A 21120-nucleotide genomic window follows, 5' to 3' on the forward strand; every position below is an offset into this window, starting at 1 on the left:
CTGGATTCGATGGGGTGAGCGCCGCGCCGCGCGGGTTGCGAAGCTGGGCCGCTAGGAGGCGTTACAGAATGCCGAAGTGCTTGCTGATGCCGTCGACGGCGACAGCGAGAAGGGCGACCGCAACGAGGATCGCGACGATGAGGGCCCGCGCGGCGCGCGGATGCCGGCGCTCGAAGAGGTCGGCGTGATCGGTGAAGCGGCTCATGAGGGCCTCGTGGGAACGATGACCGGCGCGTCGTCTTGTGCACTGATCAGTGCCGGCACGACGAGCCAGAGGAATACGAACAGGATCGTCGCGACGACGAACCACAGGCCGACCAACTCGCCGACCTTCCGCAGAAAGGACTTCATCCGAGGCTCCGCAGGTAGGGGCCGGCAAGATCAGCGCCGAACCAGAGCGCGCCGATCGCGACGCCGTACGCGAACGCCCATGCCGCGCCTTCGACGACGTAGCGCAGGCGAGATACAGGCGTTGGCTTGTAGCTGCGTAATACAGGCGATAGGCTGTTGAGTGGAGTGCGCATCATGAGGCCATCCGTTTTTCGTTCACCTTGTCGAGCACATTCAGTGCGTCGCGCGCAACGTGCAGCGCGAACATGGCGTCCTGTGTCGGCAGGAAGTCCGCATCGCGCTGGATAAGCATTGCGAGCAGGCGGTCGATTGAGGTGTGCTGACGCTTCACAACGTCCGCAAGCTCGGTTTCGAGGGCGGTGAGATCCGGATGCATCACAGACCCTCCCCGCATGCGCGGAAGTGCCGCACCGGCTCCGGCGCAGCCTTGCGGCCGGCCTTGATTAGCGTGTCATCGAGAATCGCGCGTACGCCCGATGTCAGCCGGCCATTTCTGGCGTCAGCGTCTGCGGCGATCATTTCGAGTAGCAGCAACAACTCGGTCACGCGGGACGCCAGCGGATCGATATTCAATGCCGCCGTCAGCCCGGCGATATGGCGACCGACCTGTCCGTCGCTGTCCGCGCCGAAGTACGCCTGTACGAAGGCAGCAACCTGCGTGTCGGTGGGCTTGATTTCGTTCATGCTTCACCTCGCGCGCGGAGCATGGCGTCGGCGATCGCGTATGCCTCTCGCGCCATGCTGCGCATTTCTTCCTCGCGGGCGCTCTTCGTCGAGAGCGTCAGCGGCCGCATCGCCTTCGCCGCGAAGTAGTCGCGGAGCGACATGCCGTTCGCGCCTTGGTGCATCGTGTCGCCGCCGTCAGCGGTGTACGTCTTCGTGGTCGACGGGAACGCCGGCTCCCTGTAGAAGCGATTGTTCGTGGTGTCCATGTGGTCTCTCGGTGTCGTGTGATTGCCCGCAGGGCGGCCGCGGGTGGTTAAGCGATCGCGGTTACCACGACGCGCTGGCGATTTCTTCTCCGTTGAAGTGCAGCGTGCAATGTGCGCCGTAGTGCCAGCCCGAACCTGAACCTGCAGAAAGCTCGTGCCCCAGGATCAACCCTTTCCTGTCGCCCAGGTCGAAGATGAAATTCAGGGCGACGCGATCGGAGTCGCCTTCGTCGTATTCGATCTTCACGACCTGCACCAACACGGCTGCATCATTCCCTTCGAGATCCTTGAGGCAATCAGCGACCGCGTGATCGCTCCATCCGCAGCAATCGCCTTGGTCTTCGGTCACGCTGAGCGCCTCAATAACTTCCTTGTATGTCTTGCCGACTAAGTGGTGCAGAGTGGTTTCGGTTTTCATCGCCGTTCTCCGGTGCCGGGCGGGGTTGGTCACGCTGCCGGCAATGCATTGATCCGCGAAAGCAGGTCTTTGACTTCGATCCAGGCGAGATTGCCGATCACGTCATCCGTGATTTCGGTGTCGTACGTGAGGCTCCACGAGTCACCGTTGAACTTGATGACGGCAAGCTCCCACAGGCCGGCGTCGCCGCCATAGATGAATTCGTGCTGCACCACGCTCGCTCCAAAACCATTTTCGAAGCGATAGATCTTTTGCACTCCGCCATTCAGCGGGCGTTCCGTGTTGGGCGTAAAGGTCATGTCTTTCCCCTGTATTTGGAGCGGTTGGTCAGTCGTCGAGCGCGCGACGCTCGGCGTGGTCGGCGCAGCTGGAGAATCCGGCGTTGCCCGGGCCGAACTTCCGGCCGCATCGGGAGCAGTAGACGTTGGCGAAACGCGGCGCGGCGGAGGCGAGGTCGGCGGCTGCGATACGACGTGCGATCTCGGCCTTGAGAACGTCTTGGCAGACGTTCCAGACCTCGTACACGTCCTCGATGTAGCCGCGGCGCAGCGCAGCGTCGAGCACCGCGATCTGCTCGGCCGAGAACGGCAGGACGTCGAACGTGACGCGCTCGGCGATCGCTTCGTTGCGCTCGTCGCGCGCCAGCGCTTCGTCGTCCGCCGCAGCCTGCTGCTGGTCGGCGTGTCGGTCGACCCGCGCGGGCAGCTTGCGGACGTTGTTGTGATGGGTTCGAGGAGGGTGCATCGCTTCCCCTTGAATGAAGGATTGCTAATCAAATTGCAGTCTTGAACTGCAACGCTGCGTGCGCAACTCTCACTGGTGACGCCTCAGAAGAAGAACCGCCACCGGTCAGAGCTGTTTCGGGACAGTCTCATGGAGCCGGGCCGGTGCTGATCTCCGGCTTTGGGACTCCAGCGCTCAGCTGGTCGCGCATCAGCCTGCGCATTCCGGCTCCATGAGACTGCATCACTCGCGCGCCCGGCTACTCCCGGCCGTGCCGGCTCCGGGCCGCGCGAGGTTTGTGCCGATTACGAAGCCATCGGTCACGTGTTGCTGGCTGTCTTGTGTCAGGTTCACTCGGGTATTGCATGCCGCTGCGGTCTTCCGCAGCGTCCGTCCTGACTCACGACGCTGATCGCGCCGGCCGGTTGCTCCGCGTGTGCGGTCCCGGCTTACCTTCGATTGTTAGAGAGCGATCCGCCTGGGCGGTGGCGCGGCGTCGGTGTCGCGTTGATGGGAATTATAACTAAGGTTATCATCATGTCAACAACCAAAGTTATCGATCGGGCGGGAAATTTGTAACAAGGGGGCCGGCGGCCCGTTTGTTAAGCGCCTGCTGACGGCAGTTGAAAGTCTTCGGGAAGTGAGGCTAAACTACTGTACATGCATACAGTGTTGTGGCAAACCGAGGACGAGGGCGACCAGTGAAAGAAGAATCGAAGACGCGCCTGCGGTGCAGGCCTGGGGACTTGGCTAGGGTGGTGGCGAGTAGGAACCCTGCGCTGGTCGGCACGATCGTGACGATTCAGCGGCTGCGGTCGGATGGTCTATGGGACGTGCTGCTGGAGAAGCCCGCGTTCGGTTTCACGGAGCGGATGAAGCGACCGGTCGTGACACGGGAGTTTTCGTTCTGGGATGCGTCGCTGGAGCCGCTTCCACAACAGGCTGCAAGAATCAACCGCCAATCGGCCTGTCTTCGTCCTGAGCAGTCGAATCGTGCGGAGCTGACTGGGCTAGCAGCCCACTGATGTACGCCTCGACTTTGGCGCGGCCGAGGTCGTCGAGCCGATCGTAGCCGGGCGGAACCGGCTGGGCCGCGTCGCCGAATTCGAGCCACTCCAGTGTGGTTTGCAGTGCGCGCGCGAGCGCGAACCCGTTCGTGGTCGTGGTGCTGCCGCCTCGTTCAACCTTGGCTATCGCCGGCTGCGATACGCCGACGAGTTCCGCGATGTGCTTCTGGGACAGGCCCAGTGCCTCGCGACGCTCCTTTGCCCGGCGCCCGAATTCAGGATTTTCCATAGCGGGCATCGTATAACCTTGGTTGTAGGGCGGCAAATAACCAAAGTTCTTGCGGATGAATAACTTTGGTTATAGTATTGCCGCATGAAACCGACCAATTGCTCCGTGCCGGCTCTGCAGGCAGCGATCCAAAAAGCTGGGTCGCAGTCCGCACTTGCCCGCCTGATCGGCAAAAAGCAGCCGCACATCCACAAGTGGCTGCATTCCCCCAATGCAATGAGGCCCGAGAACTGCGTCCTCGTGGGGAACGCCGTCGGCATCCCGTACAGGGACTTTCGCCCCACCGATTGGCATCTGATCTGGCCTGATCCCGTCGCAGCAGCCTCGCCGGGGCGCTTGGACGCGTGCACGTCAGAAGGAGGGCAGCGCGACGTGCTTCGTGCAGGCGTCGACTGATCGCAATGGTTTGCATTCGTTGATAGCTGGCCAGGTGTTGTCCTGGCCTTTATTTCGCCCCGGCGCCAACTGGGTAAGCAAGTGGGTAATCAACTGGGTAACGATTGATTTTTCGTATGAACCAGACCGAATTCAGGATGTTCGCGCCGTGGGTAGAGGCAGCGAAACTGCCCGACGCAGAGATCGAGGTGATGTCGTTCGAGCAATGTCTCGAGCGTGCATTGGAGATCGGGCTGCGTCGGTTCGACCGGAAGTCCCTCGCGCAGCACTGCGGAATCCACTACCCGCACTTCGCGGACGTCGTAAGCGGGCGCCGACCGTTCCATGCGACGAAGCTGCACCTGTTCTGCATGTTCACAGGCTGCGACTACCCGCGGCAGTGGCTCGCGATCCAGGAGCGCAAGGCGATCGAGGAATACCGGCGGCTCAGCCAACAGGCGATCGGCGAGTTTGTGCAGCAGGCGTTCGGCCAGCGGCAGGTGGCCGCATGACGCTGACTCTCAGCCAGCGCGACGTCGGCAAGCCGTTCGCCCGCAAGCTCGGGCGCCCCATGACCTATCTCGGCATCGTCGAGAACAAGCACCTTTTCATCTTCCGCGATCCCCCTCAGGACTATCTCGCGTTCCGTCCGGACCAGCTCTGGATGCTCGAACGCGTGCGGCCCGAGGCGGCGCCGATCGACAACACGAAGGAGAGCGGCTCGTGCTGACTCAACTGTTCGATATCACGGCCGTTTTACCAGCGGGTGTTGGGGATGTGCACTGGAGGGGCCGGGACGTACTTGCCGGTGCGGTACTCCATAGCGCACAAGGGGCACTTAAGCTTGATTCCACCGTACTTCGAGGTTTGCTGCAGGACACCAAGCTTGCTGTCGTTGTCCATGCAGGGCTGACAAATCAGGTGCGCCGGCTGCGACGTGTCAGGGCTCGTACTTGCCAGCACGAATACGCCCTCGGTCAGTTCACGAAGCTCGTACAGACTGCGAAGAGCACGTTTTCGATCAAGCTCGGCAATCTTCTCGTTGGCGGAGCGAAGCTGCTCCTTCAATTCATCGATTTCGTCGCGCGCGCTCGCCTGCTTCTCCTGCAGTGCGAGCGCCGCGTTTTGCACGTCGATGATTCGGTCGTTTATGGCCTGTCGGGCCTCCGCGAGCTTCTGATCGTCGCGGGCCGCAATCGCCGTCTTGGTCAAGTCGATTGCGTTCTTGAGGCCGCCTATTGCGGCGCCGATAGTTGTAATGTCCATCGTGTTCCCCGGGTTGATGGTAGCCACGAACGCGCGCGGCTCGATCATCTTAGCGTAACAATCGTCGGACGGCGGCAGACGGCGGAGGTCGCATGACCTGGGCGCACGATGACCTCGCCAAGGATCTCGCCGCGCATCTTCGCGGCGCATCCGATCGCCTCGTTTGGACCGACATGCAGCTCGGGCCGGTCGGCTCGCCGCGGCCGGACGTCTACACGGTGCCGTGCTCGTTCGCGCGATTCCAGCCGGTCGCCTACGAATGCAAGATCAGCGTCGCCGACTTCCGCCGCGACGTGACGGCGGGCAAGTGGACGTCGTACCTGCGCTTCGCCGCCGGCGTGATCTTCGCCGCGCCGGCCGGGCTGCTGAAAAAGGAAGACATCCCGGCTGGATGCGGCCTGATCGTGCGCGGCCCGGACGGCTGGCGCTCGCTGAAGGGGCCGACGCTGAAGAACATGGAGAACCTGCCGCGCGACGCGTGGATCAAGCTGATCATCGACGGCATGGCGCGGCTCGCGGAACAGGGCCGCGAGCAGCTGCGGGCCGGACTCTGCAACGAGTGGACGCTCGAGAAGAAGCTGCGCGCGCGCCTCGGCGACCTTGTCGCGGATGCTGTACGGGACCAACTGAACGCGGAACGCCGGCTGAAGGCCGCTACCGAGCGGCTCGAAAACCTTGCCGAAGAGGCGGAAAACGAACGGCGGCTGATTCTCGATCGGGCCAAGGAGCATGCGCAGCGCGACGCAGCGCAGATCGACAGTGCGCGCGGCGAGCTCGCGCGTGCGCTTGGGCTGCCGGCGAGTGCCGGAGCATGGGAGATTGCCAGCGCCTGCAAGCAAGCCGTACGCCGGGTCAGCATCGACTCCGAGGTCAATCGGCTCCGTCAGCAGCTCGAGCGCATTCAGGTTGCGATCGAATCGGCTGCCGAGCCGCTGCCGCACATCGCGCGGGAGGGTGCATGAGCGCCCAACAACTCGACTTCCTCGCTGCTGGCGCGCAGCGCCTGCAGATGACCGAATCGATCGAACTGACCATCCAATCGATGCAGGCCTATGGGCCTGAGCATGATCATTGGGGCATCGCCTGGTCTGGCGGCAAAGATAGCACTGCGACGCTGACGATCGTGTGTTGGTTGATCGACACCGGCAGAATCGCCCCGCCGAAGACCTTGACCGTCTTCTACGCAGACACCCGGCAAGAGCTTCCGCCGCTCGCGATCTCGGCGATGAAGATCATGGACGAGCTTCGCGACCGTCGCATCCAGGTCGAAGTCGTGCGCGCGCCGCTCGACAAGCGATTCATGGTGTACATCCTCGGCCGCGGCGTGCCGCCGCCCAACAACAACACGCTCCGCTGGTGCACGCGGCAGATCAAGATCGATCCGATGGAAGAAGCGTTGCGCCGCCGCCTCGATGGCGTCGACGGCGGGATCCTGATGATCACCGGTGTGCGTCAGGGCGAAAGCGCGATACGCGATCGTCGCATCGAGATGAGCTGCGGCAAGGATGGTGCCGAGTGCGGCCAAGGCTGGTATCAGCAGGTTTTGTCGAACGCACGCGGCCTGCGCGGTCGCATTGCGACGCTCGCGCCGCTGTTGCACTGGCGAGTCTGCCACGTCTGGGAATGGCTCAAGCATTGGGCGCCAGAAGCCGATTTCGGCGACTGGTCGACGCGCGCGATCGCGGATGCATACGGCGGCGACGAAGCTGAAGAACTGAACGCACGCACGGGCTGCATCGGCTGCCCATTGGCACAGGAAGAGAAGGCGCTGGAGACGGTGCTGCGTAGTTCCCAGTGGTCCTATCTCGCTCCGTTGCGCGGCATCAAGCCGTTGTGGCGTGAGCTGCGCGCGCCGCACCATCGCCTGCGGAAGCCGGGACTCGAGAAACTGAAGGGCGGCGGCGTTGCGAAGAACCCGCAGCGTCTGGGCCCGCTCACGTTCGAGGCGCGGCTGATGGCCCTCGATCGAATCCTTTCAATCCAAAACGAATGCAACCGCGTTGCGCACGCTACGGGCCGACCGATGATCGACCTGATCGACGCAGAGGAAGAGGCTCGTATCCGCGAGCTGATCGCAGCACAGACCTGGCCGCAAGGATGGGAGGGTGACGAGCCTACCGGTGACGTCATCCTCGACGTCGTGTATGCGAACGGCGCCGTGCAGCCGCGGCTGTTTTCGGAAGAGGAATACGTGTGAACGACCTCCCGAATCCTCTCACCCCAGCGGACTGCAATCTCCGCGATTTCCCGTTCATGCCGCTCGAGGTGAAGCGCCTGCTGACGTCCGAGACGTGGATCCTCGGCACCGGCGACGAGCGCGCGGCGGCGATCACGTTGTGGCTTGAGAGCTGGCATCAGATCCCGGCCGCGAGCCTGCCCGCCGACGACCGCATGCTCGGCCATCTGTCCCAGTCGAAGAACTGGAAGCGCGTGAAGGAACATGCGCTGCGCGGATGGGTGAAGTGCGCCGACGGCCGCCTCTATCACCCGGTCGTCGCCGAGAAGGTGCTCGAAGCGTGGGTATCGAAGCTGACCAGCAGCCTGTCCGGCACCACCGGCAACGCGAAGCGCTGGGGCATCGAAGTCGACACCGTGGCCGTGCGCGCGCAGATCGTCGAGGCCGCGAACCTCCTGAAAGCGATCGCCCCGCAATCCGAATGGCTTCGAAAAAAGCAGGTCCGCGAGATCGTATCCGATTCGCGGCGCGATCCCGATCCGATCGCCCCCCGATCACCAACGCAATCGCCCCCCGATTCGCCCCCCGATCGCAAGCGAGAGGGAGAGGGAGATGTAAACACAGCAAGCGGCGGCGGCACAGCACAGGGAGACGGGGAAGAACCGCCGATCGCCGCCGCCGCTTTCGTGGAAATCCTTCGCTCGTCGGGTGTCGGCTTCGCCGCCGATGACGCGCGGTTGGCGAGCTGGCCCGGGCGCGGCGTGACGGCGGATGACCTGCGCGCGGCCATTGCGACGGGCCGCAAGCGCCGTGAGCGCGAGCGCTCCGAACAGCCGCTCAACCTCGGCCTGCTCGAGCTGATCCTCGGCGACCTGCTCGCCGCGCGCGCCGCGAAGCCTGCGACAGGGACGCGCGCCGTCGGCGACTGGTGGCGCTCGTGGACCGGAATCGTCGAGCACGGCGGCACGCTCGGCGTCGAGCAGGGCCGCGACGAGCCTCCGTTCGATTTCAAGCTGCGCGTGTTCGACGCCGCGGGCGATGGCCCATGGTGGGACGACCACAACCGCGCGTTTCGCAACACCGCCGGCCCGGTCGCGGCCGGCGCTTTGATGGGGGAAGGGCGATGAACTGCAAAGTCGGCGACATGGCCGTGATCACGCGCGGCAAAGCCCGCGATCGCATCGTCGAGGTGAAGGCGCCGTATGGCGATTACCTGGGCCTCGGCTTCTGCTGGTACGTCGAGGCACCGACACCGATCCCGGGGACGGACGTTCTGACGTTTCGGCCGTGCGAGCTGAAGACCGGTTGGATTCCCGATGCATGGCTGCGGCCGATCAGCGGCGTGCCGGTGACCGATGGCGTGACCGACGAGGTGACGGCATGAAGCGGATCACGAAAGCGATGAAGCAGGCCGGCGGCCATCGCTACTGCTGCGAGTGCGCAGCTCATGGCCCGCGCGTGAAGGCGCACTGGACGCACAAGGGTCGCGACTACTGCGATGCGCACAAGCCGGCCGAGACGGCGGTGCGACCCTCGAGCGAGGTGCCGGCATGCTGATCAAAATCTCCCGCGACACGTTTGTCTGCGTGCACCGGCAGGGCTTCTTTTTCCGCCTGCGCGGCAAGGGGCTCGCATTCGAGATCGACCACCGGCGCTACTTCTCCGAGCGCTATGGCTACCGCAAGGTCTACCGGTTCGGCCGGCTTTCGCTGGAGGTGCTTCGATGAGCCAGTCCCAACACTCGAAATCACCCGCTACTGCCGTGGTGGTTTGTGCCCATTGCCGTTTCGGTTATGTCGACCCGCCCCCAACATTGCAGCGCGTTTGCCGCAACCCGGAGGGTGCACCGTTGCGCGACCCGATCAACGGCTGGCTGCCGACATGCAAGGCGATGCGCGACAAGTTTGCGCCTTGCGGGCCCGGCGGCGCGCTTTTTGAACTCGCGCCGCAGATCGCCGAGGATGAGCTCGCCGCGACTTACCCATGGATAACTCGCCTGTGGCGTGCGTTCAAGCCGTGGGGTGGGGCATGACGCAACAGTCCCTCATCGCGGCATCGCCGATCGCGCAGCGCGTCCAGTTCGTCGTTCCCGGCGCTCCGATCGCGAAGGGGCGCCCGAAGTTCGCGCGCCGCGGTGCGCACGTCACGACCTACACGCCCGAGAAGACCGAGCGGTACGAGAACCTCGTGAAGATGGCCGCGCGCGCGGCGATGCGCAGCGCCTCGCCATATGCCGGCCCGATCCGCCTGATTGTGCACATCGGCCTGCCGATTCCGGCGAGCTGGTCGATGAAGCGCCAGGGCGAAGCGGCCGCCGGCGCCATCGGCGCGACGAAGAAGCCAGACGCCGACAACGTTGTCAAGGCGTTGAAGGACGGCATGAATGGAGTGGTGTACGTCGACGACGGCCAGGTCGTCGACCTCTGGGTGTCGAAGCGCTACGCGCGCACGCCGGGCGTGCGGATCGAGGCGATCGAGTTGAATCTGAAGTCAGCGTAAGGAGCGGGGCCTTGAAAGCAAAATGCAAACTCACCATCAACGGGCTGATCGGGGCGATGAAGCCCGGCGTCCGGTATTCGGCGCACGACCTCGCACGCCGCTTGAAGCATCCCGTTTCGTCGGTGCGCCAGCTGCTGTCGCTCGACGTCGCGCTCGCGCGGCTCGACTGCCATTCGGAGAGCCGCGGGCGGATGTACTCGCTCGCGGGTACGAGCCGCTCGCCGGGCACGCACGTCGACATGCGCATCCGGCCGGACTTCACGAGCAACCTGTCGGGCTACATGGCCGAGCTCAACACGCGCCAGGCGCTGGCGATGATGACGCGGGGTGGCCGGTGATCGCCATCTTCGAGAACACGCATCAGGCGCTGCACGTCAGCTTTCTCGTGACGTCGCTGCCGCCGCGGCAGAAGCAGCAGTTCCGCCTGGCGCTGATCCAGATCCTCGAATCGGTCGGCCACCTCACCGCGCGCCAGGCTGAATTTCTCGACTACCTGTACGGCACCTCGTCGGGCACGATCAACTTCGAAGGCCTGAACGGTGACGAAATCCGGGCCCAGTGCGCGATGGTCGTTGGCGCCGTGCGGGATCACCTACTGAAGCCGGAACGCAATGCCGTGTGGCTGCGATACGCCTGCGGGATGCCGGCGCGCCCGGCGAGCGCCACGCGCGCGGCGGACCCGGGAATCCCGCCGTCGGCCGAGTGGAAGCGGGCGCTCGTCGAGATGCGGACGTATCTGCGCCCGTCGCTCACCGTGACGAACGGCAAGGCGATCATGGCGCTGATCGCCGGCCACTCGCAGGTGCGGCTGCGCCAGGACGGGCTGTCGTATCGGGAGATATCGGAAGAGACGCACGTCACGGTCCGCACGCTCGAGCGGAACGCGCAGATCATCCGGAAGCGGCTCGTCGAACTGGAGCACCAGGCCGTGAAGCGCCTGACGCCGCTCTTCGAGCGAAACAACGTGACGATCGCGGAGGCCGTTGAGGCGTAAGGGGTACGGCGAAAATTCCCCTTGCAAATGTGGCGGACAGGGTATAGATTTTCGTCACATTGCAGAGTTGCGACCAAAGCCCGCTAAGCCGACAAGCCAGCGGGCTTTTTCGTTGTGGTGCGTGCGCGCTATACTCGACTCGGCCTTAGCTGCGCCGGCGGGAAAGACGCAGCGAGGTGATCAGCCAGCGCGCCGAAAGGTGCAGACGGGTTTCCGCCGCCCTGCTGGCACCAGACATATCGAGCCCGCTGCGCGAAAGCCACCGGGCTTTTTCATCACTTCACGGGAATCAATCCGGTCACAGATACTTGGGCGTAAGTCGTCTGTGCCACTACGATACCCGCCGCCCGGCCGATTGCGTTCACAGCCTCCAGCGCAAGTTCATTGACCCCCTGCGCGGTGCCGACACCTGAGATGACATAGGTTGCATCCGGCAGATGGCACTCAATGCCATTGACCGTGACTGTTCTGGCAAATCCACGGATTGCCATCTGGGCGTGCAACTTGTCGTAGTCCCCTTTTTGCTCGTCGTGCAGTTCAACGCGGGTAAAAAATTCAGCCATTTATTGGTCTCCAGTTAGGTTGTGCCGGCTCTCATCCGGCTCGACGATTCTACGCCGACGGCCTGTCCCACCTGAGTCCGCCATAAACATGCCTCGTTCGAAGCGAACCGGACTCGCTCCGGTGGCGCATGCGCCGCGTCCTGCGCCGCCGGACATCCTCTTCGACGACTCGAACTGGATCCGGCGCATCGTGCCGGCCGACGGCGTTGCCGAGTGGGTGAACGAGACGCTCTTGCGCGCCGGCGCGCCGCTGCACAACCCTGATCACGAACACCTGGTCGACGCCGACGTCGCCTACCTCTGGGCGGCCGTCGAGAACGTGCGCCAGATGCGGCGCGTCGTCGGCCAGTGCGAAGAGGTGACGATCCGCGCCGGCGGATGGCAGCGCGCTCGGCAGGAACAGCAGTACCTCGAATGGTTCGGCCGCGTGCCGGCGTTCCTGATCACGCTCGACGCGCACTACGCGCGCGAGTGCAACGACCTGCAGTGGTGCGCGCTGGTCGAGCACGAGCTGTATCACATCGACCAGCGCACCGACGCGTTCGGCGCACCTGCCTTCGCGAAAGATGGCATGCCGAAGCTCGGCATCCGCGGGCACGACGTCGAGGAATTCGTCGGCATCGTCCGGCGCTACGGCGTGGCCGGCGGCGCGGGCGACACGGCAGAGCTCGTCGCCGCGGCCCGCCGCGCGCCGGAGGTCGGTCACGTCGACATCGCGCGCGCCTGCGGCACCTGCATCCTGCGGGCCGCGTAACCCGAACGTTTTTCCGCTATGGCTGCACTTCCCGACGCGATCAAGGTGTTCATCGTGCAGTCGCTGGCGTGCTTCGACACGATCTCGCGCACCGCGAAGGCCGTACGCGAGGAGTTCGGCGTCGAGGTGTCGCCGCAGCAGTGCGAGCGCTACGACCCGACGAAGCGCGCCGGCGCGACGCTCAGCAAGAAGTACCGCGAGATCTTCGAGCGCACGCGCGAGGAGTTCCTCAACGATACGTCGCGCATCGGTGTGTCGCACCGCGCGGTGCGCCTGCGTGCGCTCGACCGAGCCGTCGCCGAAGCGGAGCGACGCAACAACCTGCCGCTGATGGCGCAGCTGCTCGAGCAGGCTGCGAAGGAATCCGGCGACGCCTACACGAACCGGCGCCGCCTCGAACACACTGGGGAGAACGGCGGCCCGATCGAGAACAGGACGGTCGTCGTCGATGAAAGCCAGGTCGCAGCCGCCGTCGCAAAACTCGAAGACGAGTATTGACCCCGCCATCGAGCGGGCCGTCCTGAAGGCGAAGTGCGAGCGGGACCACCTGTTTTTCAGCCGGTACTTCTTCAAGCACCGGCAGGCGATCAAGTTCCGCGTCAACTGGCACCACGTGCTGATCGCCGACACGGTGCAGCGCGTGATCGACGGCACGCTGAAGAACGTCGTCATCAACGTGCCGCCTGGCTCGTCGAAGACCGAGCTGGTCGCGATCAACCTGATCGCCCGCGGCCTCGCGCTGAACCCGCGCGCGCGGTTCCTGCACATCAGCTACTCGGACGACCTCGCGCTGCTGAACAGCGAGACGGCGCGCGACATCGTCTCATCCGACGAGTACCAGGCGCTCTGGCCGCTGAAGGTCGCCGACGACGCGAAGTCAAAGAAGCGCTGGAACGTGCTGGTCGACGGCAAGAAGGCCGGCGGCGTGTACGCGGTGTCTCTCGGCGGCCAGATCACGGGCTTCCGCGCCGGGCACATGACCGACGGCTGGCAGGGCGCGATCATCATCGACGACCCGCTGAAGGTCGAGGACGCGTACAGCAAGACGAACCGGGACAAGGCGAACCGCAAGATTCAGTCGACCGTGAAGAGCCGGAAGGCGAACCCGGAGACGCCGATCATCGTGATCATGCAGCGGCTCGCCGAGGAAGACCCCACGGGCTTCATCAAGGCCGGCAAGCTGCCGGGCGAGTGGGAGTTCATCGAGATCCCGGCGCTCATCACCGACGAGTACGTCGCGAAGCTGCCGGCGCACATCCGCGACCGCGTCGAGGGCGACGAGCGAGACGAGGACGGCCGGTACAGCTACTGGCCGTACAAGGAACCGCTGCAGGAGCTGCTCGCGTCCGAGAAGGCCGACGCGTACGTCTTCAACGGCCAGTACATGCAGCGGCCGTCGCCGCTGGGCGGCGGCATCATCCAGAGCGGCAAGTTCCTGCGCTACGGCGCGCTGCCGCAGTTGCAGTACCGGAAGATATTCGCGGACACCGCGCAGAAGACCGCTGAGCGAAACGACTATAGCGTGTTCGAGTGCTGGGGCCTCGGGTACGACAACCGTGTGTACCTGATCGACCTGGTGCGCGGGAAGTGGAAGGCGCCCGAGCTGAAGCGCCGCGCGATCGACTTCTGGAACAAGCACGCGGCCATCGGTGCCGACGATCCGGGCGCGCCGGTGCTACGCCAGATGAAGGTCGAAGACAAGTCCAGCGGGACCGGGCTGATTCAGGACATTCAGGCCGAGGGCGGCATCCCGATCGAGGGCATCGAGCGCGTGAAGGACAAGCTGACGCGCGTCATGGACGTCGTCAGCCACATCGACGCCGGCAACGTCGGTGTCCCGCTGGATGCCCCGTGGGTCAGCGACTTCTTGACCGAGTGCGACTCGTTCACGGCTGACGACACGCACATGCACGACGACCAGATCGATCCGATGGTCGACGCAATCAACGACATGCTGGGAGGCGCGAAGGACCTGTCGGTCTGGGAGCGGCTTGCCGGTTGAGCACGACAGGATTTCCCGGAATGTCGAAACGGAAGCAACAGACCCGGCCGCCGCGCGCGCCGGCTGCGACGCACGCCCATCGCACGGCCGACTCGTTCGCCAACTTCGAAGCGCGGCTCGGATGGGGCGCCGACAACCAGGCGTCGGCGGCGCAGTACACGCTGTCGTACCAGAGCCGCAACCGCGTCTGGCTGGAAGCGGCGTATCGCGGATCGTGGATCGTACGCGCCGCGGTGGACGCGATCCCGGAGGACATGACCCGCAAGGGCATCGAGATGTCCGGGCTCGATCCGACCGACGTGTCGAAGATGGAGACGGCGCTCACGCGCAAGGCGATCTGGGATCAGCTCTGCGACACCGGCAAGTGGGCGCAGCTGTACGGCGGCGCGATCGCCGTGATGCTGATCGACGGCCAGGACATGTCGCAGCCGTTGCGGCGCGAGACCATCGGGAAGGGCCAGTTCAAGGGCCTGCTCGTGCTCGACCGCTGGATGGTTGCGCCGCCGGTCGGCGAAGTCGTGACCGAGTTTGGCCCCGATCTCGGCATGCCGAAGTACTACGACGTGCTGCCGACGACGATCGGATTGCCGCAGGGGCGCATTCACCATTCCCGCGTGCTGCGCATGGACGGCGAAGCACTGCCGTACTACCAGCGCATCAGCGAGAACGGCTGGGGCCTGTCGATCCTCGAGCCGATGTGGGACCGACTGATCGCGTTCGACAGCGCGACGGTCGGCGCCGGGCAGCTCGTCTACAAGGCGCATCTGCGCACGCTGAGCGTCGAGAAGCTGCGTGAGATCATCGCGGCGGGCGGCCCGGCGCTCAACGGCCTGCTGAAGCAGGTCGAGATGATCCGGCTCGGGCAGTCGAACGAGGGCCTCACCCTCATCGACGCGACCGACAAGTTCGAGACGCACCAGTACGCGTTCAGCGGGCTGTCCGACGTCATGCTCCAGTTCGCGATGCAGCTCAGCGGCGCGACGGGCATTCCGCTTGATCGCCTGTTCGGTCAGCAGCCGGCCGGTCTGAGCGACACCGGCGAGGGCTCACGTCTGCTGTATCACGAGAAGGTGCACACGCGGCAGGAGCGTCGGATGCGCAACCCGCTGCACGGACTGCTTGACGTGATGTGCCGGTCCGAGATCGGGCAGCCGTTGCCCGAGGATTTCTCGTACGAGTTCAACCCGTTGCAGGAGATGTCGGCGGCCGAGAAGGCGGAGATCGGCAACAAGACGGTCGACTCGGTGACGAAGGCCGTCGACGCCGACCTGATTCCCCGCAGCCAGGGCATGCGCGAGCTGAAGGCGTCGTCGCCCGACACCGGCATGTTCGGCGACATCCCGGACGAAGCGATCGAGCAGGCCGAAGAGGACGAGCGAGGCGAAGAGCCGCCGGACATCGATCCGACGGTTCCGCTCGGCCCGACGCCGGGGGCGGCCGCGCGCACGAACGATTCTCTGCTTCGCAGGCTTTTCCGACGTCGATGATCTTCACCCTCGATCGAAAGCGCGACCGGCGCAAGAACCCGGTACGGCTCAGCGGCGCCGAGCGGAAGTACGGCAGCCAGTTGCGAAAGATCGCCCACCAGGTCGGCGTGCTCGTGAGCGGCTTTCCGGCCGATGACGCGTCGTATGCGCCGACGATCGAGGAACTGTTGCGGCGTTACGCCGAGGCGCTCGCGCCGTGGGCCAAGGCGACCGCGGCGCGCATGATCGCCGACCTGAACCGGCGTGACGAGCAGATGTGGATGAAGCAGGCGGCCGACATGTCGCGCGCGCTGCGCGAGGAGATCCGCGGTGCGGCCACCGGCGAGACGATGCGCGCGCTCCTGTCCGAGCAGGTTCGGCTGATCAAGTCCATCCCGCTCGACGCAGCCGAGCGCGTGCACCGGCTGACGCTGGAAGGGATTGTCGACGGCGCGCGCGCCGCGCAGATCTCGAAGGCGATTCAGGAGTCCGGGCAGGTCGCGAAAAGCCGGGCCGACACGATCGCGAGAACCGAGGTCAGTCGCACGGCCGCGACTCTCACCGAGGCGCGGGCCCTCGACGTCGGGAGCCCCGGTTACTTCTGGCGGACGTCGGGCGACTCGGACGTCCGCGAGGACCATCGCGAGCTGGAAGGCAAGTTTTTCACGTGGGACAAGCCGCCGGTTGCCGATAAGCGGTCGGGCGCGCGGGCACACCCGGGCTGCATCTACAACTGTCGGTGCTGGGCCGAGGTCGTGCTTCCGATGGACTGATATGGCGAAGATGAAACGGGACAACAGCGGATCGTTGCTGTTCGAGTGTCCGTGCGGTGAGCTGCACGTCGTCTATCCGCATGGTTGCGATTCTCCGAACCCGGCGCGATGGAACTGGAACGGCAGCGTCGATGTGCCGACGTTGTCGCCGTCGATCCTCGTGTCGTGGCCGGGCCCGGGCGAGCGCCGGAACGTCTGCCATTCATTCATCACGGATGGCCGGATCCAGTTCTGCGGCGACTGCACACACGATCTGGCCGGTCAGACGGTTGAGATTCCTGACTGGATGGACTGAGCATGCCGACACATCGAACGACGTTGCGCGTGCGAGTGCGCACCGCGTGGTGGTTGCCGCTGTACCTCCGATACCTGGCCGTCTGGTGTCGGGTCACACGCACCGAGCCCGATTACGAGCGAGTCCGCGGCGTCATCGCGCGCGGCGTCCGAACCAGCATCGAAGACTGACATGCGCATTTTCACCACTGACCACGCGTGCACGTGCGGCTCGCATGCGCCGCGCGCTCGCGCGCATACCCGCGACGGCATTACCGCATCGGGCGTGTACGCGGCCGAGCAGCTCGGCGAGCGGCAGTCGATCACGCCGGAAGGGTTCCTGCTTTGCGAGGCCGTGCCAATCGCGCGCGTCGGCGCGCAGGACTACGCCTATTTCGAGCTGCCCGAGATCGAGGCGAAGGACGGCGTCATCGTCGCCGAGCGCACGGCCGACGTGCTGTTCAGCCCTGAGACGCTCGCCAGCTTCGAAGGCAAGCCGATCACGATCGACCATCCGCCGGATTTCGTGACGCCGGCGAACTACATGTCGGTGGCGCGCGGCACGGTCCGCAACGTGCGGCAAGGCGAAGGCGACCAGGCCGAACTGATGCTCGCCGACCTGCTGATCACCGACGCCGAGGCGATCCGGCGCGTCCAGAGCAAGGGCGCCGACGCGCTCACGCAGGTCAGCAACGGCTACGACGCCGACTACGAACAGATTGCGCCTGGGCGGGCGCGACAGGTGGTGATCGTGGGCAACCACGTCGCCCTCGTGAAAAGCGCCCGCTGTGGCCCCGTGTGTTCGATCGGGGATAGCAGTTCCAACCTACTCCCGACAGGAGATGCAAGCATGGCAACCAAGAAAGGCTCCAAGTTCGTCGACGCGTTGCGCAAGGCGTTCATGACGCGCGATTCCGAAGCGTTCGAGAAGGTCGCGAGCGAGATGACCGGCGACGAAGGCGGCGAGGGTGGCGACGGCCAGCCCCAGATTCACATCCACATGCCCGCCACCGGCACCGATCCGAAGGCGGCTGTCTCCGCGACGGGCGACGATGGCGCGGGCGGTGGCGAAGGCGATCCGCTCAAGCAGGTGCTCGACGCGATCCAAGCCACGAACGGCAAGATCGACGCGCTCGCCGATCGCGTGACGAAGCTCGAAGGCGGCGGCACGCAGACCGGCGACGGTGACGGCGGTGACGACGATCTGGACGGCACCGGCACGATGGACAACGACGGTGCCGGCGAAGGCGACGACGACAAGACCGGCGCGCGTACTGGCGACAGCACCGCGCTGCGCGACCAATTTCAGGACGCGCTCTCGCGCGCCGAGATCCTCGCGCCGGGCGTGCGACTGCCGACGTTCGATGCGAAAGCGGTCCGCAAGAAGACGGTCGACGCCATCTGCGTGCTGCGCCGCCGCGCGCTGCGCGCCGCGCTGGACAACGAGAACGCCGAACTGGTCAAGTCGGTGGTCGGCGGCGCGAACGTGGCCAGCATGACCTGCGATTCCGTCGCGGCGTTCTTCAACGCAGCGTCGGAGGTCGTGCGCAGCAAGAACTCCGGTGTGACGCAGCGCCGGACGAACGATTCCACTCAGACCGAGCGGAAAGACATCAACGCAATCCACGCGGAATTCTGGAAGGTCCGCAAGTAAGGAGCCGACATGCCCTCGTTGCAAGCTTATCAATATCGCATGCCGGCAGGCTTTGCCGGTGACCTCCAGCGCGCCGAAGTCGCCACGATCGAGACGCAGCTGATCGACCCGGCGGCCCCGCCGACGGCGTTCGGCGTGCCGGTGAAGATGGTGAACGGCAAGATTCAGCCGATCAACAACGCGGCCGACACTGCGGCGCTCGTCTACGGCGTGAACCTGCGCGCGTACCCGATCCAGGGCAACGTCAACGATCCGCTCGGGACGTCGACTCCGCCGACGAGCGGCCCGACCGACATCCTGAAGCGCGGCTACTTCAACGCCGCGCTGGGCGGCACCGCGCCGGCCACGAAGAACGGTACGGTGTACGTGCGCGTCGCGGCGGCTGCCGCCGGCAAGCCGCTCGGTGGCTTCGAAGCGGCTGCCGACGGCACGAACACGGTCGCGATGCCCTCGAACTGGTACTTCAACGGTCCGGCCGACGCGTACGGCATCGTCGAGATCGCCGTCAACATCTGATCCGGCGCTGAACAGCGCTTCACCCGAAGCCCCGCAATCGCGGGGCTTTTGCATTTCTGGAGCCATTACATGGACATGTCCGAACTGAAGCACCTGCGCCGGGCCGGGGCCTCGATCCCGATGTCGGCGGCCGTCGCCGATGCGACGCGCCGGCTGATCCGCGCGCGCACGCAGGACCAGCAGTACACCTATGATCGTGCGACGATCGACTCGACCGGCGCGTTCCTCAACGGTCAGCTCGAACGCCTCGACCAGACGCTCAACGAGCCGCTCGTCGAGTACACCTGGTCGCGCGACATCTACATCCGCAGCGACGTGTCGGCGGCCGACGAAGTCGCGTCGTTCACGAACTCGGCGTTCGGGATGAGCGGCGGTATCAACCCGAACGGGCTGAACTGGATCTCGAACGAGGGCAACGCGCTCGCGGGTCCGTCCGTCGACATCGGCAAGACCGCGCAGCCGATGCTGCTCTGGGGTGCCGAAGTGAAATACACGGTGCCCGAGCTGATCAAGTCGCAAGCGCTCGGCATGCCTATCGACTCGCAGAAGGTCGAGGCGATGAACATGAAGCGCAACATGGACCTCGACCAGATCGTCTACTACGGCGATCCGCAGATGAGCTTCACCGGCCTGGTGAACTCGATCGGCGCCGTCGGGAGCGTTTCGAACGTCGCGAACGGCGCGGCCGGCACGCCGCAGTGGAACACGAAGACGCCGGACGAAATCCTGAAGGACGTCAACGAAATCCTGACGTCGGCGTGGCAAGCATCGGGCTGGAAGGTGAAGCCGAACCGCCTGATGCTGCCGCCGGCCACGCTCGGCGGCGTCGCGTCGCGCCTCATCAGCACGGCGGGCAGCAAGTCGATCCTCACGTACCTGCTCGAGAACAACATCTGCACGCAGCAGGGCACGCCGCTGGAAATCCTCGAGCTGAAGTGGCTGATCGGCGCGGGCGCCGGCGGCACGCAGGGCCAGCTCGGCACCGTGGACCGCATGGTCGCGTACAACAGCGACAAGAAGTACGTCCAGTTCCCGATGACGGACCTGCAGCGTACGCCGCTCGAGTATCGCTCGCTGTTCCAGATCACGACCTACTGGTCGCGTATCGGCCGCGTCGAATGGCGCTACGGCACGACGGCCGCTTACCGGGACGGGATCTGACATGGCGAAGATCAACGTTCTGACGGCGTTCACGATCCGGTTGCTCCACGAGGGCGAGGAGGTCGTCCGTCGCGTCGAGGCCGGTGTGCAGGAGGTCGAGGACTTCATCGCCGAGCACTGGTACGCGAAGGCGCATACCGGCCCGTTGCCGGAGAAATCCGGCGACGCCGCTGACCCGCAAGCCGGCACCTCCGATCAGGCTGCTGCGCTGGCCGCGGCGAAGGCCGATCTCCAGGCCGAGTCGGATCGCCTCGACAAGCTGCGCACCGAGCTCGATACGTTCGGCAAGGGGCTGGACGACCGCGCAGCCGCGCTCGACACGCGCGAAGCAGCGGTTGCGGCGAGCGAGCAGGATCTCGCGGCGCGGGTCGCGGCCTTCGAGGCAGCGCAGAAGGACGCCGCGGCGGCCGCGAAGGATGGCGCAGCGGACGGCGCGACGCAGAAGTCCGGCGGCGGGAAGAAGGCATAATGGCCTCCCGGCGCCGCGCCGCTCAGGCGCGCGCCGGCATCCGCATTTTGGCAAGGTGACACGTGGATATCGCCCAGTTCCGACAGTCGTTCCCCGAGTTCAACGACACGACGACGTACCCCGACTCGCTCGTCCAGTTCTGGATGACGGTCGCGGTCTCGCTCGTCAACGCTGACCGGTGGCGCGAGCTGACTGATCTGGGTGTCGCGCTGGTCACCGCCCACCACCTCGCGCTCGCGCTGAAGGACCAGAAGACGGCCGCAGTTGGCGGCGTGCCCGGGCAGGTGACCGGCCCGCAGTCGTCGAAGGCCGTCGACAAGGTGAGCGCGAGCTACGACACCGCGGCTGTCGCCATCAAGGACGGCGGCTTCTGGAACGCCACGATGTACGGCGTTCGCTATCTCAGCCTCGCGCAGATGATGGGCTCGGGCGGCATCCAGCTGTAATGCTGCCGCCGCC

General features: G+C 65.2%; 36 protein-coding genes. 24 read left to right on the forward strand and 12 right to left on the reverse strand.

Features of this window, described 5'->3' with window-relative positions; translation table 11 throughout:
- Window positions 1-61: 61 nt before the first annotated feature.
- From HWX07_RS30835 to HWX07_RS30880, 10 genes are all read right to left on the reverse strand, one after another.
- Window positions 62-205, reverse strand: a complete 144-nt coding sequence (locus HWX07_RS30835; protein WP_175878864.1) for a hypothetical protein — start codon at window positions 203-205, stop codon at window positions 62-64.
- A complete protein-coding gene (locus HWX07_RS30840; protein WP_175878865.1) occupies window positions 202-351 on the reverse strand; it encodes a hypothetical protein in 150 nt (49 codons plus the stop codon). The genes HWX07_RS30835 and HWX07_RS30840 overlap by 4 nt, the downstream gene beginning before the upstream one ends.
- Entirely contained in the window at window positions 348-527 is a 180-nt protein-coding gene (locus HWX07_RS30845) for a hypothetical protein (RefSeq protein WP_175878866.1), read from the reverse strand. The genes HWX07_RS30840 and HWX07_RS30845 overlap by 4 nt, the downstream gene beginning before the upstream one ends.
- Window positions 524-727 (reverse strand): hypothetical protein, encoded by a 204-nt coding sequence (locus tag HWX07_RS30850; protein WP_175878867.1) that lies wholly within the window; start codon window positions 725-727, stop codon window positions 524-526. Before HWX07_RS30850 ends, HWX07_RS30845 begins: the two co-directional genes overlap by 4 nt.
- Window positions 727-1035: a hypothetical protein gene (locus HWX07_RS30855; protein WP_175878802.1), complete on the reverse strand. Its 309-nt coding sequence runs from the start codon at window positions 1033-1035 to the stop codon at window positions 727-729. The genes HWX07_RS30850 and HWX07_RS30855 overlap by 1 nt, the downstream gene beginning before the upstream one ends.
- Window positions 1032-1283 (reverse strand): hypothetical protein, encoded by a 252-nt coding sequence (locus tag HWX07_RS30860; RefSeq protein WP_175878803.1) that lies wholly within the window; start codon window positions 1281-1283, stop codon window positions 1032-1034. Before HWX07_RS30860 ends, HWX07_RS30855 begins: the two co-directional genes overlap by 4 nt.
- 61 nt (window positions 1284-1344) lie before the next feature.
- On the reverse strand, window positions 1345-1701 hold the full coding sequence (locus tag HWX07_RS30865; protein WP_175878868.1) for a hypothetical protein: 357 nt from the start codon (window positions 1699-1701) through the stop codon (window positions 1345-1347).
- Between the two features lie 29 nt (window positions 1702-1730).
- Window positions 1731-2000, reverse strand: a complete 270-nt coding sequence (locus HWX07_RS30870) for a hypothetical protein (protein ID WP_175878869.1) — start codon at window positions 1998-2000, stop codon at window positions 1731-1733.
- A gap of 28 nt (window positions 2001-2028) precedes the next feature.
- Window positions 2029-2445: a hypothetical protein gene (locus HWX07_RS30875; RefSeq protein WP_175878870.1), complete on the reverse strand. Its 417-nt coding sequence runs from the start codon at window positions 2443-2445 to the stop codon at window positions 2029-2031.
- A gap of 930 nt (window positions 2446-3375) precedes the next feature.
- A complete protein-coding gene (locus HWX07_RS30880) occupies window positions 3376-3720 on the reverse strand; it encodes a helix-turn-helix domain-containing protein (RefSeq protein ID WP_175878871.1) in 345 nt (114 codons plus the stop codon).
- Between the two features lie 84 nt (window positions 3721-3804).
- Between HWX07_RS30880 and HWX07_RS30885 the strand changes: the two genes are divergently transcribed.
- The 3 genes from HWX07_RS30885 (at window position 3805) to HWX07_RS30895 (ending at window position 4825) form a co-directional block, all read left to right on the forward strand.
- Window positions 3805-4116, forward strand: a complete 312-nt coding sequence (locus HWX07_RS30885) for a YdaS family helix-turn-helix protein (RefSeq protein ID WP_175878872.1) — start codon at window positions 3805-3807, stop codon at window positions 4114-4116.
- Between the two features lie 116 nt (window positions 4117-4232).
- Complete coding sequence (locus tag HWX07_RS30890; RefSeq protein ID WP_175878873.1) at window positions 4233-4607, forward strand: hypothetical protein; 375 nt, start codon at window positions 4233-4235, stop codon at window positions 4605-4607.
- Window positions 4604-4825 carry a hypothetical protein gene (locus HWX07_RS30895; protein ID WP_175878874.1) on the forward strand — a complete coding sequence of 74 codons (222 nt, stop codon included), beginning with the start codon at window positions 4604-4606 and terminating at the stop codon, window positions 4823-4825. Before HWX07_RS30890 ends, HWX07_RS30895 begins: the two co-directional genes overlap by 4 nt.
- 26 nt (window positions 4826-4851) lie before the next feature.
- On the opposite strand, the gene HWX07_RS30900 is transcribed toward HWX07_RS30895, so the two are convergent.
- Window positions 4852-5409 carry a hypothetical protein gene (locus HWX07_RS30900; protein WP_175878875.1) on the reverse strand — a complete coding sequence of 186 codons (558 nt, stop codon included), beginning with the start codon at window positions 5407-5409 and terminating at the stop codon, window positions 4852-4854.
- A 44-nt stretch (window positions 5410-5453) separates the two neighbouring features.
- On the opposite strand from HWX07_RS30900, the gene HWX07_RS30905 reads away from it, so the two are divergent.
- From HWX07_RS30905 to HWX07_RS30955, 10 genes are read left to right on the forward strand one after another with little or no spacing between them, the layout of a single operon-like run.
- Window positions 5454-6323, forward strand: a complete 870-nt coding sequence (locus tag HWX07_RS30905) for a hypothetical protein (protein ID WP_175878876.1) — start codon at window positions 5454-5456, stop codon at window positions 6321-6323.
- Window positions 6320-7558, forward strand: a complete 1239-nt coding sequence (locus tag HWX07_RS30910; RefSeq protein WP_175878877.1) for a phosphoadenosine phosphosulfate reductase family protein — start codon at window positions 6320-6322, stop codon at window positions 7556-7558. Before HWX07_RS30905 ends, HWX07_RS30910 begins: the two co-directional genes overlap by 4 nt.
- A 56-nt stretch (window positions 7559-7614) precedes the next feature.
- Window positions 7615-8664, forward strand: a complete 1050-nt coding sequence (locus HWX07_RS36860) for a DUF1376 domain-containing protein (RefSeq protein WP_208457118.1) — start codon at window positions 7615-7617, stop codon at window positions 8662-8664.
- Window positions 8661-8921 carry a hypothetical protein gene (locus tag HWX07_RS30925; protein ID WP_175878878.1) on the forward strand — a complete coding sequence of 87 codons (261 nt, stop codon included), beginning with the start codon at window positions 8661-8663 and terminating at the stop codon, window positions 8919-8921. The genes HWX07_RS36860 and HWX07_RS30925 overlap by 4 nt, the downstream gene beginning before the upstream one ends.
- On the forward strand, window positions 8918-9094 hold the full coding sequence (locus HWX07_RS30930; RefSeq protein WP_175878879.1) for a hypothetical protein: 177 nt from the start codon (window positions 8918-8920) through the stop codon (window positions 9092-9094). The genes HWX07_RS30925 and HWX07_RS30930 overlap by 4 nt, the downstream gene beginning before the upstream one ends.
- Window positions 9088-9264: a hypothetical protein gene (locus HWX07_RS30935; RefSeq protein WP_175878880.1), complete on the forward strand. Its 177-nt coding sequence runs from the start codon at window positions 9088-9090 to the stop codon at window positions 9262-9264. The genes HWX07_RS30930 and HWX07_RS30935 overlap by 7 nt, the downstream gene beginning before the upstream one ends.
- On the forward strand, window positions 9261-9569 hold the full coding sequence (locus HWX07_RS30940; RefSeq protein ID WP_175878881.1) for a hypothetical protein: 309 nt from the start codon (window positions 9261-9263) through the stop codon (window positions 9567-9569). Before HWX07_RS30935 ends, HWX07_RS30940 begins: the two co-directional genes overlap by 4 nt.
- Window positions 9566-10036, forward strand: a complete 471-nt coding sequence (locus HWX07_RS30945) for a RusA family crossover junction endodeoxyribonuclease (protein WP_175878882.1) — start codon at window positions 9566-9568, stop codon at window positions 10034-10036. The genes HWX07_RS30940 and HWX07_RS30945 overlap by 4 nt, the downstream gene beginning before the upstream one ends.
- 11 nt (window positions 10037-10047) lie before the next feature.
- The gene (locus tag HWX07_RS30950; protein WP_175878883.1) at window positions 10048-10374 is read left to right on the forward strand and encodes a hypothetical protein; all 327 of its coding nucleotides are present in this window, start codon (window positions 10048-10050) and stop codon (window positions 10372-10374) included.
- On the forward strand, window positions 10371-11030 hold the full coding sequence (locus HWX07_RS30955) for a hypothetical protein (RefSeq protein WP_175878884.1): 660 nt from the start codon (window positions 10371-10373) through the stop codon (window positions 11028-11030). Before HWX07_RS30950 ends, HWX07_RS30955 begins: the two co-directional genes overlap by 4 nt.
- Before the next feature lie 275 nt (window positions 11031-11305).
- Here the strand turns inward: HWX07_RS30955 and HWX07_RS30960 are convergent, their stop codons facing one another.
- Window positions 11306-11593: a hypothetical protein gene (locus HWX07_RS30960; RefSeq protein ID WP_175878885.1), complete on the reverse strand. Its 288-nt coding sequence runs from the start codon at window positions 11591-11593 to the stop codon at window positions 11306-11308.
- A gap of 88 nt (window positions 11594-11681) precedes the next feature.
- Here HWX07_RS30960 and HWX07_RS30965 point away from each other — a divergent pair, with 88 nt between their 5' ends.
- From HWX07_RS30965 to HWX07_RS31015, 11 genes are all read left to right on the forward strand, one after another.
- On the forward strand, window positions 11682-12347 hold the full coding sequence (locus HWX07_RS30965; protein WP_175878886.1) for a putative metallopeptidase: 666 nt from the start codon (window positions 11682-11684) through the stop codon (window positions 12345-12347).
- An 18-nt stretch (window positions 12348-12365) separates the two neighbouring features.
- The gene (locus HWX07_RS30970) at window positions 12366-12845 is read left to right on the forward strand and encodes a DUF2280 domain-containing protein (RefSeq protein ID WP_175878887.1); all 480 of its coding nucleotides are present in this window, start codon (window positions 12366-12368) and stop codon (window positions 12843-12845) included.
- Window positions 12796-14349: a phage terminase large subunit gene (gene terL / locus HWX07_RS30975; protein ID WP_175878888.1), complete on the forward strand. Its 1554-nt coding sequence runs from the start codon at window positions 12796-12798 to the stop codon at window positions 14347-14349. The genes HWX07_RS30970 and terL overlap by 50 nt, the downstream gene beginning before the upstream one ends.
- A gap of 20 nt (window positions 14350-14369) precedes the next feature.
- On the forward strand, window positions 14370-15836 hold the full coding sequence (locus HWX07_RS30980) for a DUF1073 domain-containing protein (RefSeq protein WP_175878889.1): 1467 nt from the start codon (window positions 14370-14372) through the stop codon (window positions 15834-15836).
- Entirely contained in the window at window positions 15833-16588 is a 756-nt protein-coding gene (locus HWX07_RS30985) for a phage minor head protein (RefSeq protein WP_175878890.1), read from the forward strand. Before HWX07_RS30980 ends, HWX07_RS30985 begins: the two co-directional genes overlap by 4 nt.
- Window positions 16589-16598: 10 nt before the next feature.
- Entirely contained in the window at window positions 16599-16883 is a 285-nt protein-coding gene (locus tag HWX07_RS30990) for a DUF6527 family protein (protein WP_244130057.1), read from the forward strand.
- Window positions 16884-17054: 171 nt separating this feature from the next.
- Window positions 17055-18515 (forward strand): DUF2213 domain-containing protein, encoded by a 1461-nt coding sequence (locus tag HWX07_RS30995; RefSeq protein WP_175878892.1) that lies wholly within the window; start codon window positions 17055-17057, stop codon window positions 18513-18515.
- A gap of 9 nt (window positions 18516-18524) precedes the next feature.
- Window positions 18525-19031, forward strand: a complete 507-nt coding sequence (locus HWX07_RS31000; RefSeq protein WP_175878893.1) for a hypothetical protein — start codon at window positions 18525-18527, stop codon at window positions 19029-19031.
- Between the two features lie 69 nt (window positions 19032-19100).
- A complete protein-coding gene (locus HWX07_RS31005) occupies window positions 19101-20192 on the forward strand; it encodes a DUF2184 domain-containing protein (protein ID WP_175878894.1) in 1092 nt (363 codons plus the stop codon).
- Window position 20193: 1 nt separating this feature from the next.
- Entirely contained in the window at window positions 20194-20661 is a 468-nt protein-coding gene (locus HWX07_RS31010) for a hypothetical protein (protein ID WP_175878895.1), read from the forward strand.
- A gap of 62 nt (window positions 20662-20723) precedes the next feature.
- Window positions 20724-21107, forward strand: coding sequence for a DUF4054 domain-containing protein (locus tag HWX07_RS31015; protein WP_009927900.1), 384 nt, complete (start codon window positions 20724-20726; stop codon window positions 21105-21107).
- The last annotated feature ends 13 nt before the right edge of the window (window positions 21108-21120 follow it).

This window comes from Burkholderia sp. BCC0097, assembly GCF_902832985.1.
GTDB classification, from domain to species: Bacteria; Pseudomonadota; Gammaproteobacteria; order Burkholderiales; family Burkholderiaceae; genus Burkholderia; species Burkholderia orbicola.

Excerpts from the sequence above, each read along its gene's own strand:
- HWX07_RS30895 (WP_175878874.1), top strand. The coding sequence starts at position 4,604 with ATGACGCTGACTCTCAGCCAGCGCGACGTCGGCAAGCCGTTCGCCCGC.
- HWX07_RS30960 (WP_175878885.1), bottom strand. The coding sequence starts at position 11,593 with ATGGCTGAATTTTTTACCCGCGTTGAACTGCACGACGAGCAAAAAGGG.
- HWX07_RS30965 (WP_175878886.1), top strand. The coding sequence starts at position 11,682 with ATGCCTCGTTCGAAGCGAACCGGACTCGCTCCGGTGGCGCATGCGCCG.
- HWX07_RS30840 (WP_175878865.1), bottom strand. The coding sequence starts at position 351 with ATGAAGTCCTTTCTGCGGAAGGTCGGCGAGTTGGTCGGCCTGTGGTTC.
- HWX07_RS30990 (WP_244130057.1), top strand. The coding sequence starts at position 16,599 with ATGAAACGGGACAACAGCGGATCGTTGCTGTTCGAGTGTCCGTGCGGT.
- HWX07_RS30935 (WP_175878880.1), top strand. The coding sequence starts at position 9,088 with ATGCTGATCAAAATCTCCCGCGACACGTTTGTCTGCGTGCACCGGCAG.
- HWX07_RS36860 (WP_208457118.1), top strand. The coding sequence starts at position 7,615 with ATGCCGCTCGAGGTGAAGCGCCTGCTGACGTCCGAGACGTGGATCCTC.
- HWX07_RS31005 (WP_175878894.1), top strand. The coding sequence starts at position 19,101 with ATGGACATGTCCGAACTGAAGCACCTGCGCCGGGCCGGGGCCTCGATC.
- HWX07_RS30885 (WP_175878872.1), top strand. The coding sequence starts at position 3,805 with ATGAAACCGACCAATTGCTCCGTGCCGGCTCTGCAGGCAGCGATCCAA.
- HWX07_RS30860 (WP_175878803.1), bottom strand. The coding sequence starts at position 1,283 with ATGGACACCACGAACAATCGCTTCTACAGGGAGCCGGCGTTCCCGTCG.
- HWX07_RS30870 (WP_175878869.1), bottom strand. The coding sequence starts at position 2,000 with ATGACCTTTACGCCCAACACGGAACGCCCGCTGAATGGCGGAGTGCAA.
- HWX07_RS30970 (WP_175878887.1), top strand. The coding sequence starts at position 12,366 with ATGGCTGCACTTCCCGACGCGATCAAGGTGTTCATCGTGCAGTCGCTG.
- HWX07_RS30945 (WP_175878882.1), top strand. The coding sequence starts at position 9,566 with ATGACGCAACAGTCCCTCATCGCGGCATCGCCGATCGCGCAGCGCGTC.
- HWX07_RS30865 (WP_175878868.1), bottom strand. The coding sequence starts at position 1,701 with ATGAAAACCGAAACCACTCTGCACCACTTAGTCGGCAAGACATACAAG.
- terL (WP_175878888.1), top strand. The coding sequence starts at position 12,796 with ATGAAAGCCAGGTCGCAGCCGCCGTCGCAAAACTCGAAGACGAGTATT.
- HWX07_RS30845 (WP_175878866.1), bottom strand. The coding sequence starts at position 527 with ATGATGCGCACTCCACTCAACAGCCTATCGCCTGTATTACGCAGCTAC.
- HWX07_RS30980 (WP_175878889.1), top strand. The coding sequence starts at position 14,370 with ATGTCGAAACGGAAGCAACAGACCCGGCCGCCGCGCGCGCCGGCTGCG.
- HWX07_RS30900 (WP_175878875.1), bottom strand. The coding sequence starts at position 5,409 with ATGATCGAGCCGCGCGCGTTCGTGGCTACCATCAACCCGGGGAACACG.
- HWX07_RS31000 (WP_175878893.1), top strand. The coding sequence starts at position 18,525 with ATGCCCTCGTTGCAAGCTTATCAATATCGCATGCCGGCAGGCTTTGCC.
- HWX07_RS30910 (WP_175878877.1), top strand. The coding sequence starts at position 6,320 with ATGAGCGCCCAACAACTCGACTTCCTCGCTGCTGGCGCGCAGCGCCTG.
- HWX07_RS30905 (WP_175878876.1), top strand. The coding sequence starts at position 5,454 with ATGACCTGGGCGCACGATGACCTCGCCAAGGATCTCGCCGCGCATCTT.
- HWX07_RS30880 (WP_175878871.1), bottom strand. The coding sequence starts at position 3,720 with ATGGAAAATCCTGAATTCGGGCGCCGGGCAAAGGAGCGTCGCGAGGCA.
- HWX07_RS30855 (WP_175878802.1), bottom strand. The coding sequence starts at position 1,035 with ATGAACGAAATCAAGCCCACCGACACGCAGGTTGCTGCCTTCGTACAG.
- HWX07_RS30985 (WP_175878890.1), top strand. The coding sequence starts at position 15,833 with ATGATCTTCACCCTCGATCGAAAGCGCGACCGGCGCAAGAACCCGGTA.
- HWX07_RS30850 (WP_175878867.1), bottom strand. The coding sequence starts at position 727 with ATGCATCCGGATCTCACCGCCCTCGAAACCGAGCTTGCGGACGTTGTG.
- HWX07_RS30940 (WP_175878881.1), top strand. The coding sequence starts at position 9,261 with ATGAGCCAGTCCCAACACTCGAAATCACCCGCTACTGCCGTGGTGGTT.
- HWX07_RS31010 (WP_175878895.1), top strand. The coding sequence starts at position 20,194 with ATGGCGAAGATCAACGTTCTGACGGCGTTCACGATCCGGTTGCTCCAC.
- HWX07_RS30875 (WP_175878870.1), bottom strand. The coding sequence starts at position 2,445 with ATGCACCCTCCTCGAACCCATCACAACAACGTCCGCAAGCTGCCCGCG.
- HWX07_RS30925 (WP_175878878.1), top strand. The coding sequence starts at position 8,661 with ATGAACTGCAAAGTCGGCGACATGGCCGTGATCACGCGCGGCAAAGCC.
- HWX07_RS30890 (WP_175878873.1), top strand. The coding sequence starts at position 4,233 with ATGAACCAGACCGAATTCAGGATGTTCGCGCCGTGGGTAGAGGCAGCG.
- HWX07_RS30930 (WP_175878879.1), top strand. The coding sequence starts at position 8,918 with ATGAAGCGGATCACGAAAGCGATGAAGCAGGCCGGCGGCCATCGCTAC.
- HWX07_RS30835 (WP_175878864.1), bottom strand. The coding sequence starts at position 205 with ATGAGCCGCTTCACCGATCACGCCGACCTCTTCGAGCGCCGGCATCCG.
- HWX07_RS30995 (WP_175878892.1), top strand. The coding sequence starts at position 17,055 with ATGCGCATTTTCACCACTGACCACGCGTGCACGTGCGGCTCGCATGCG.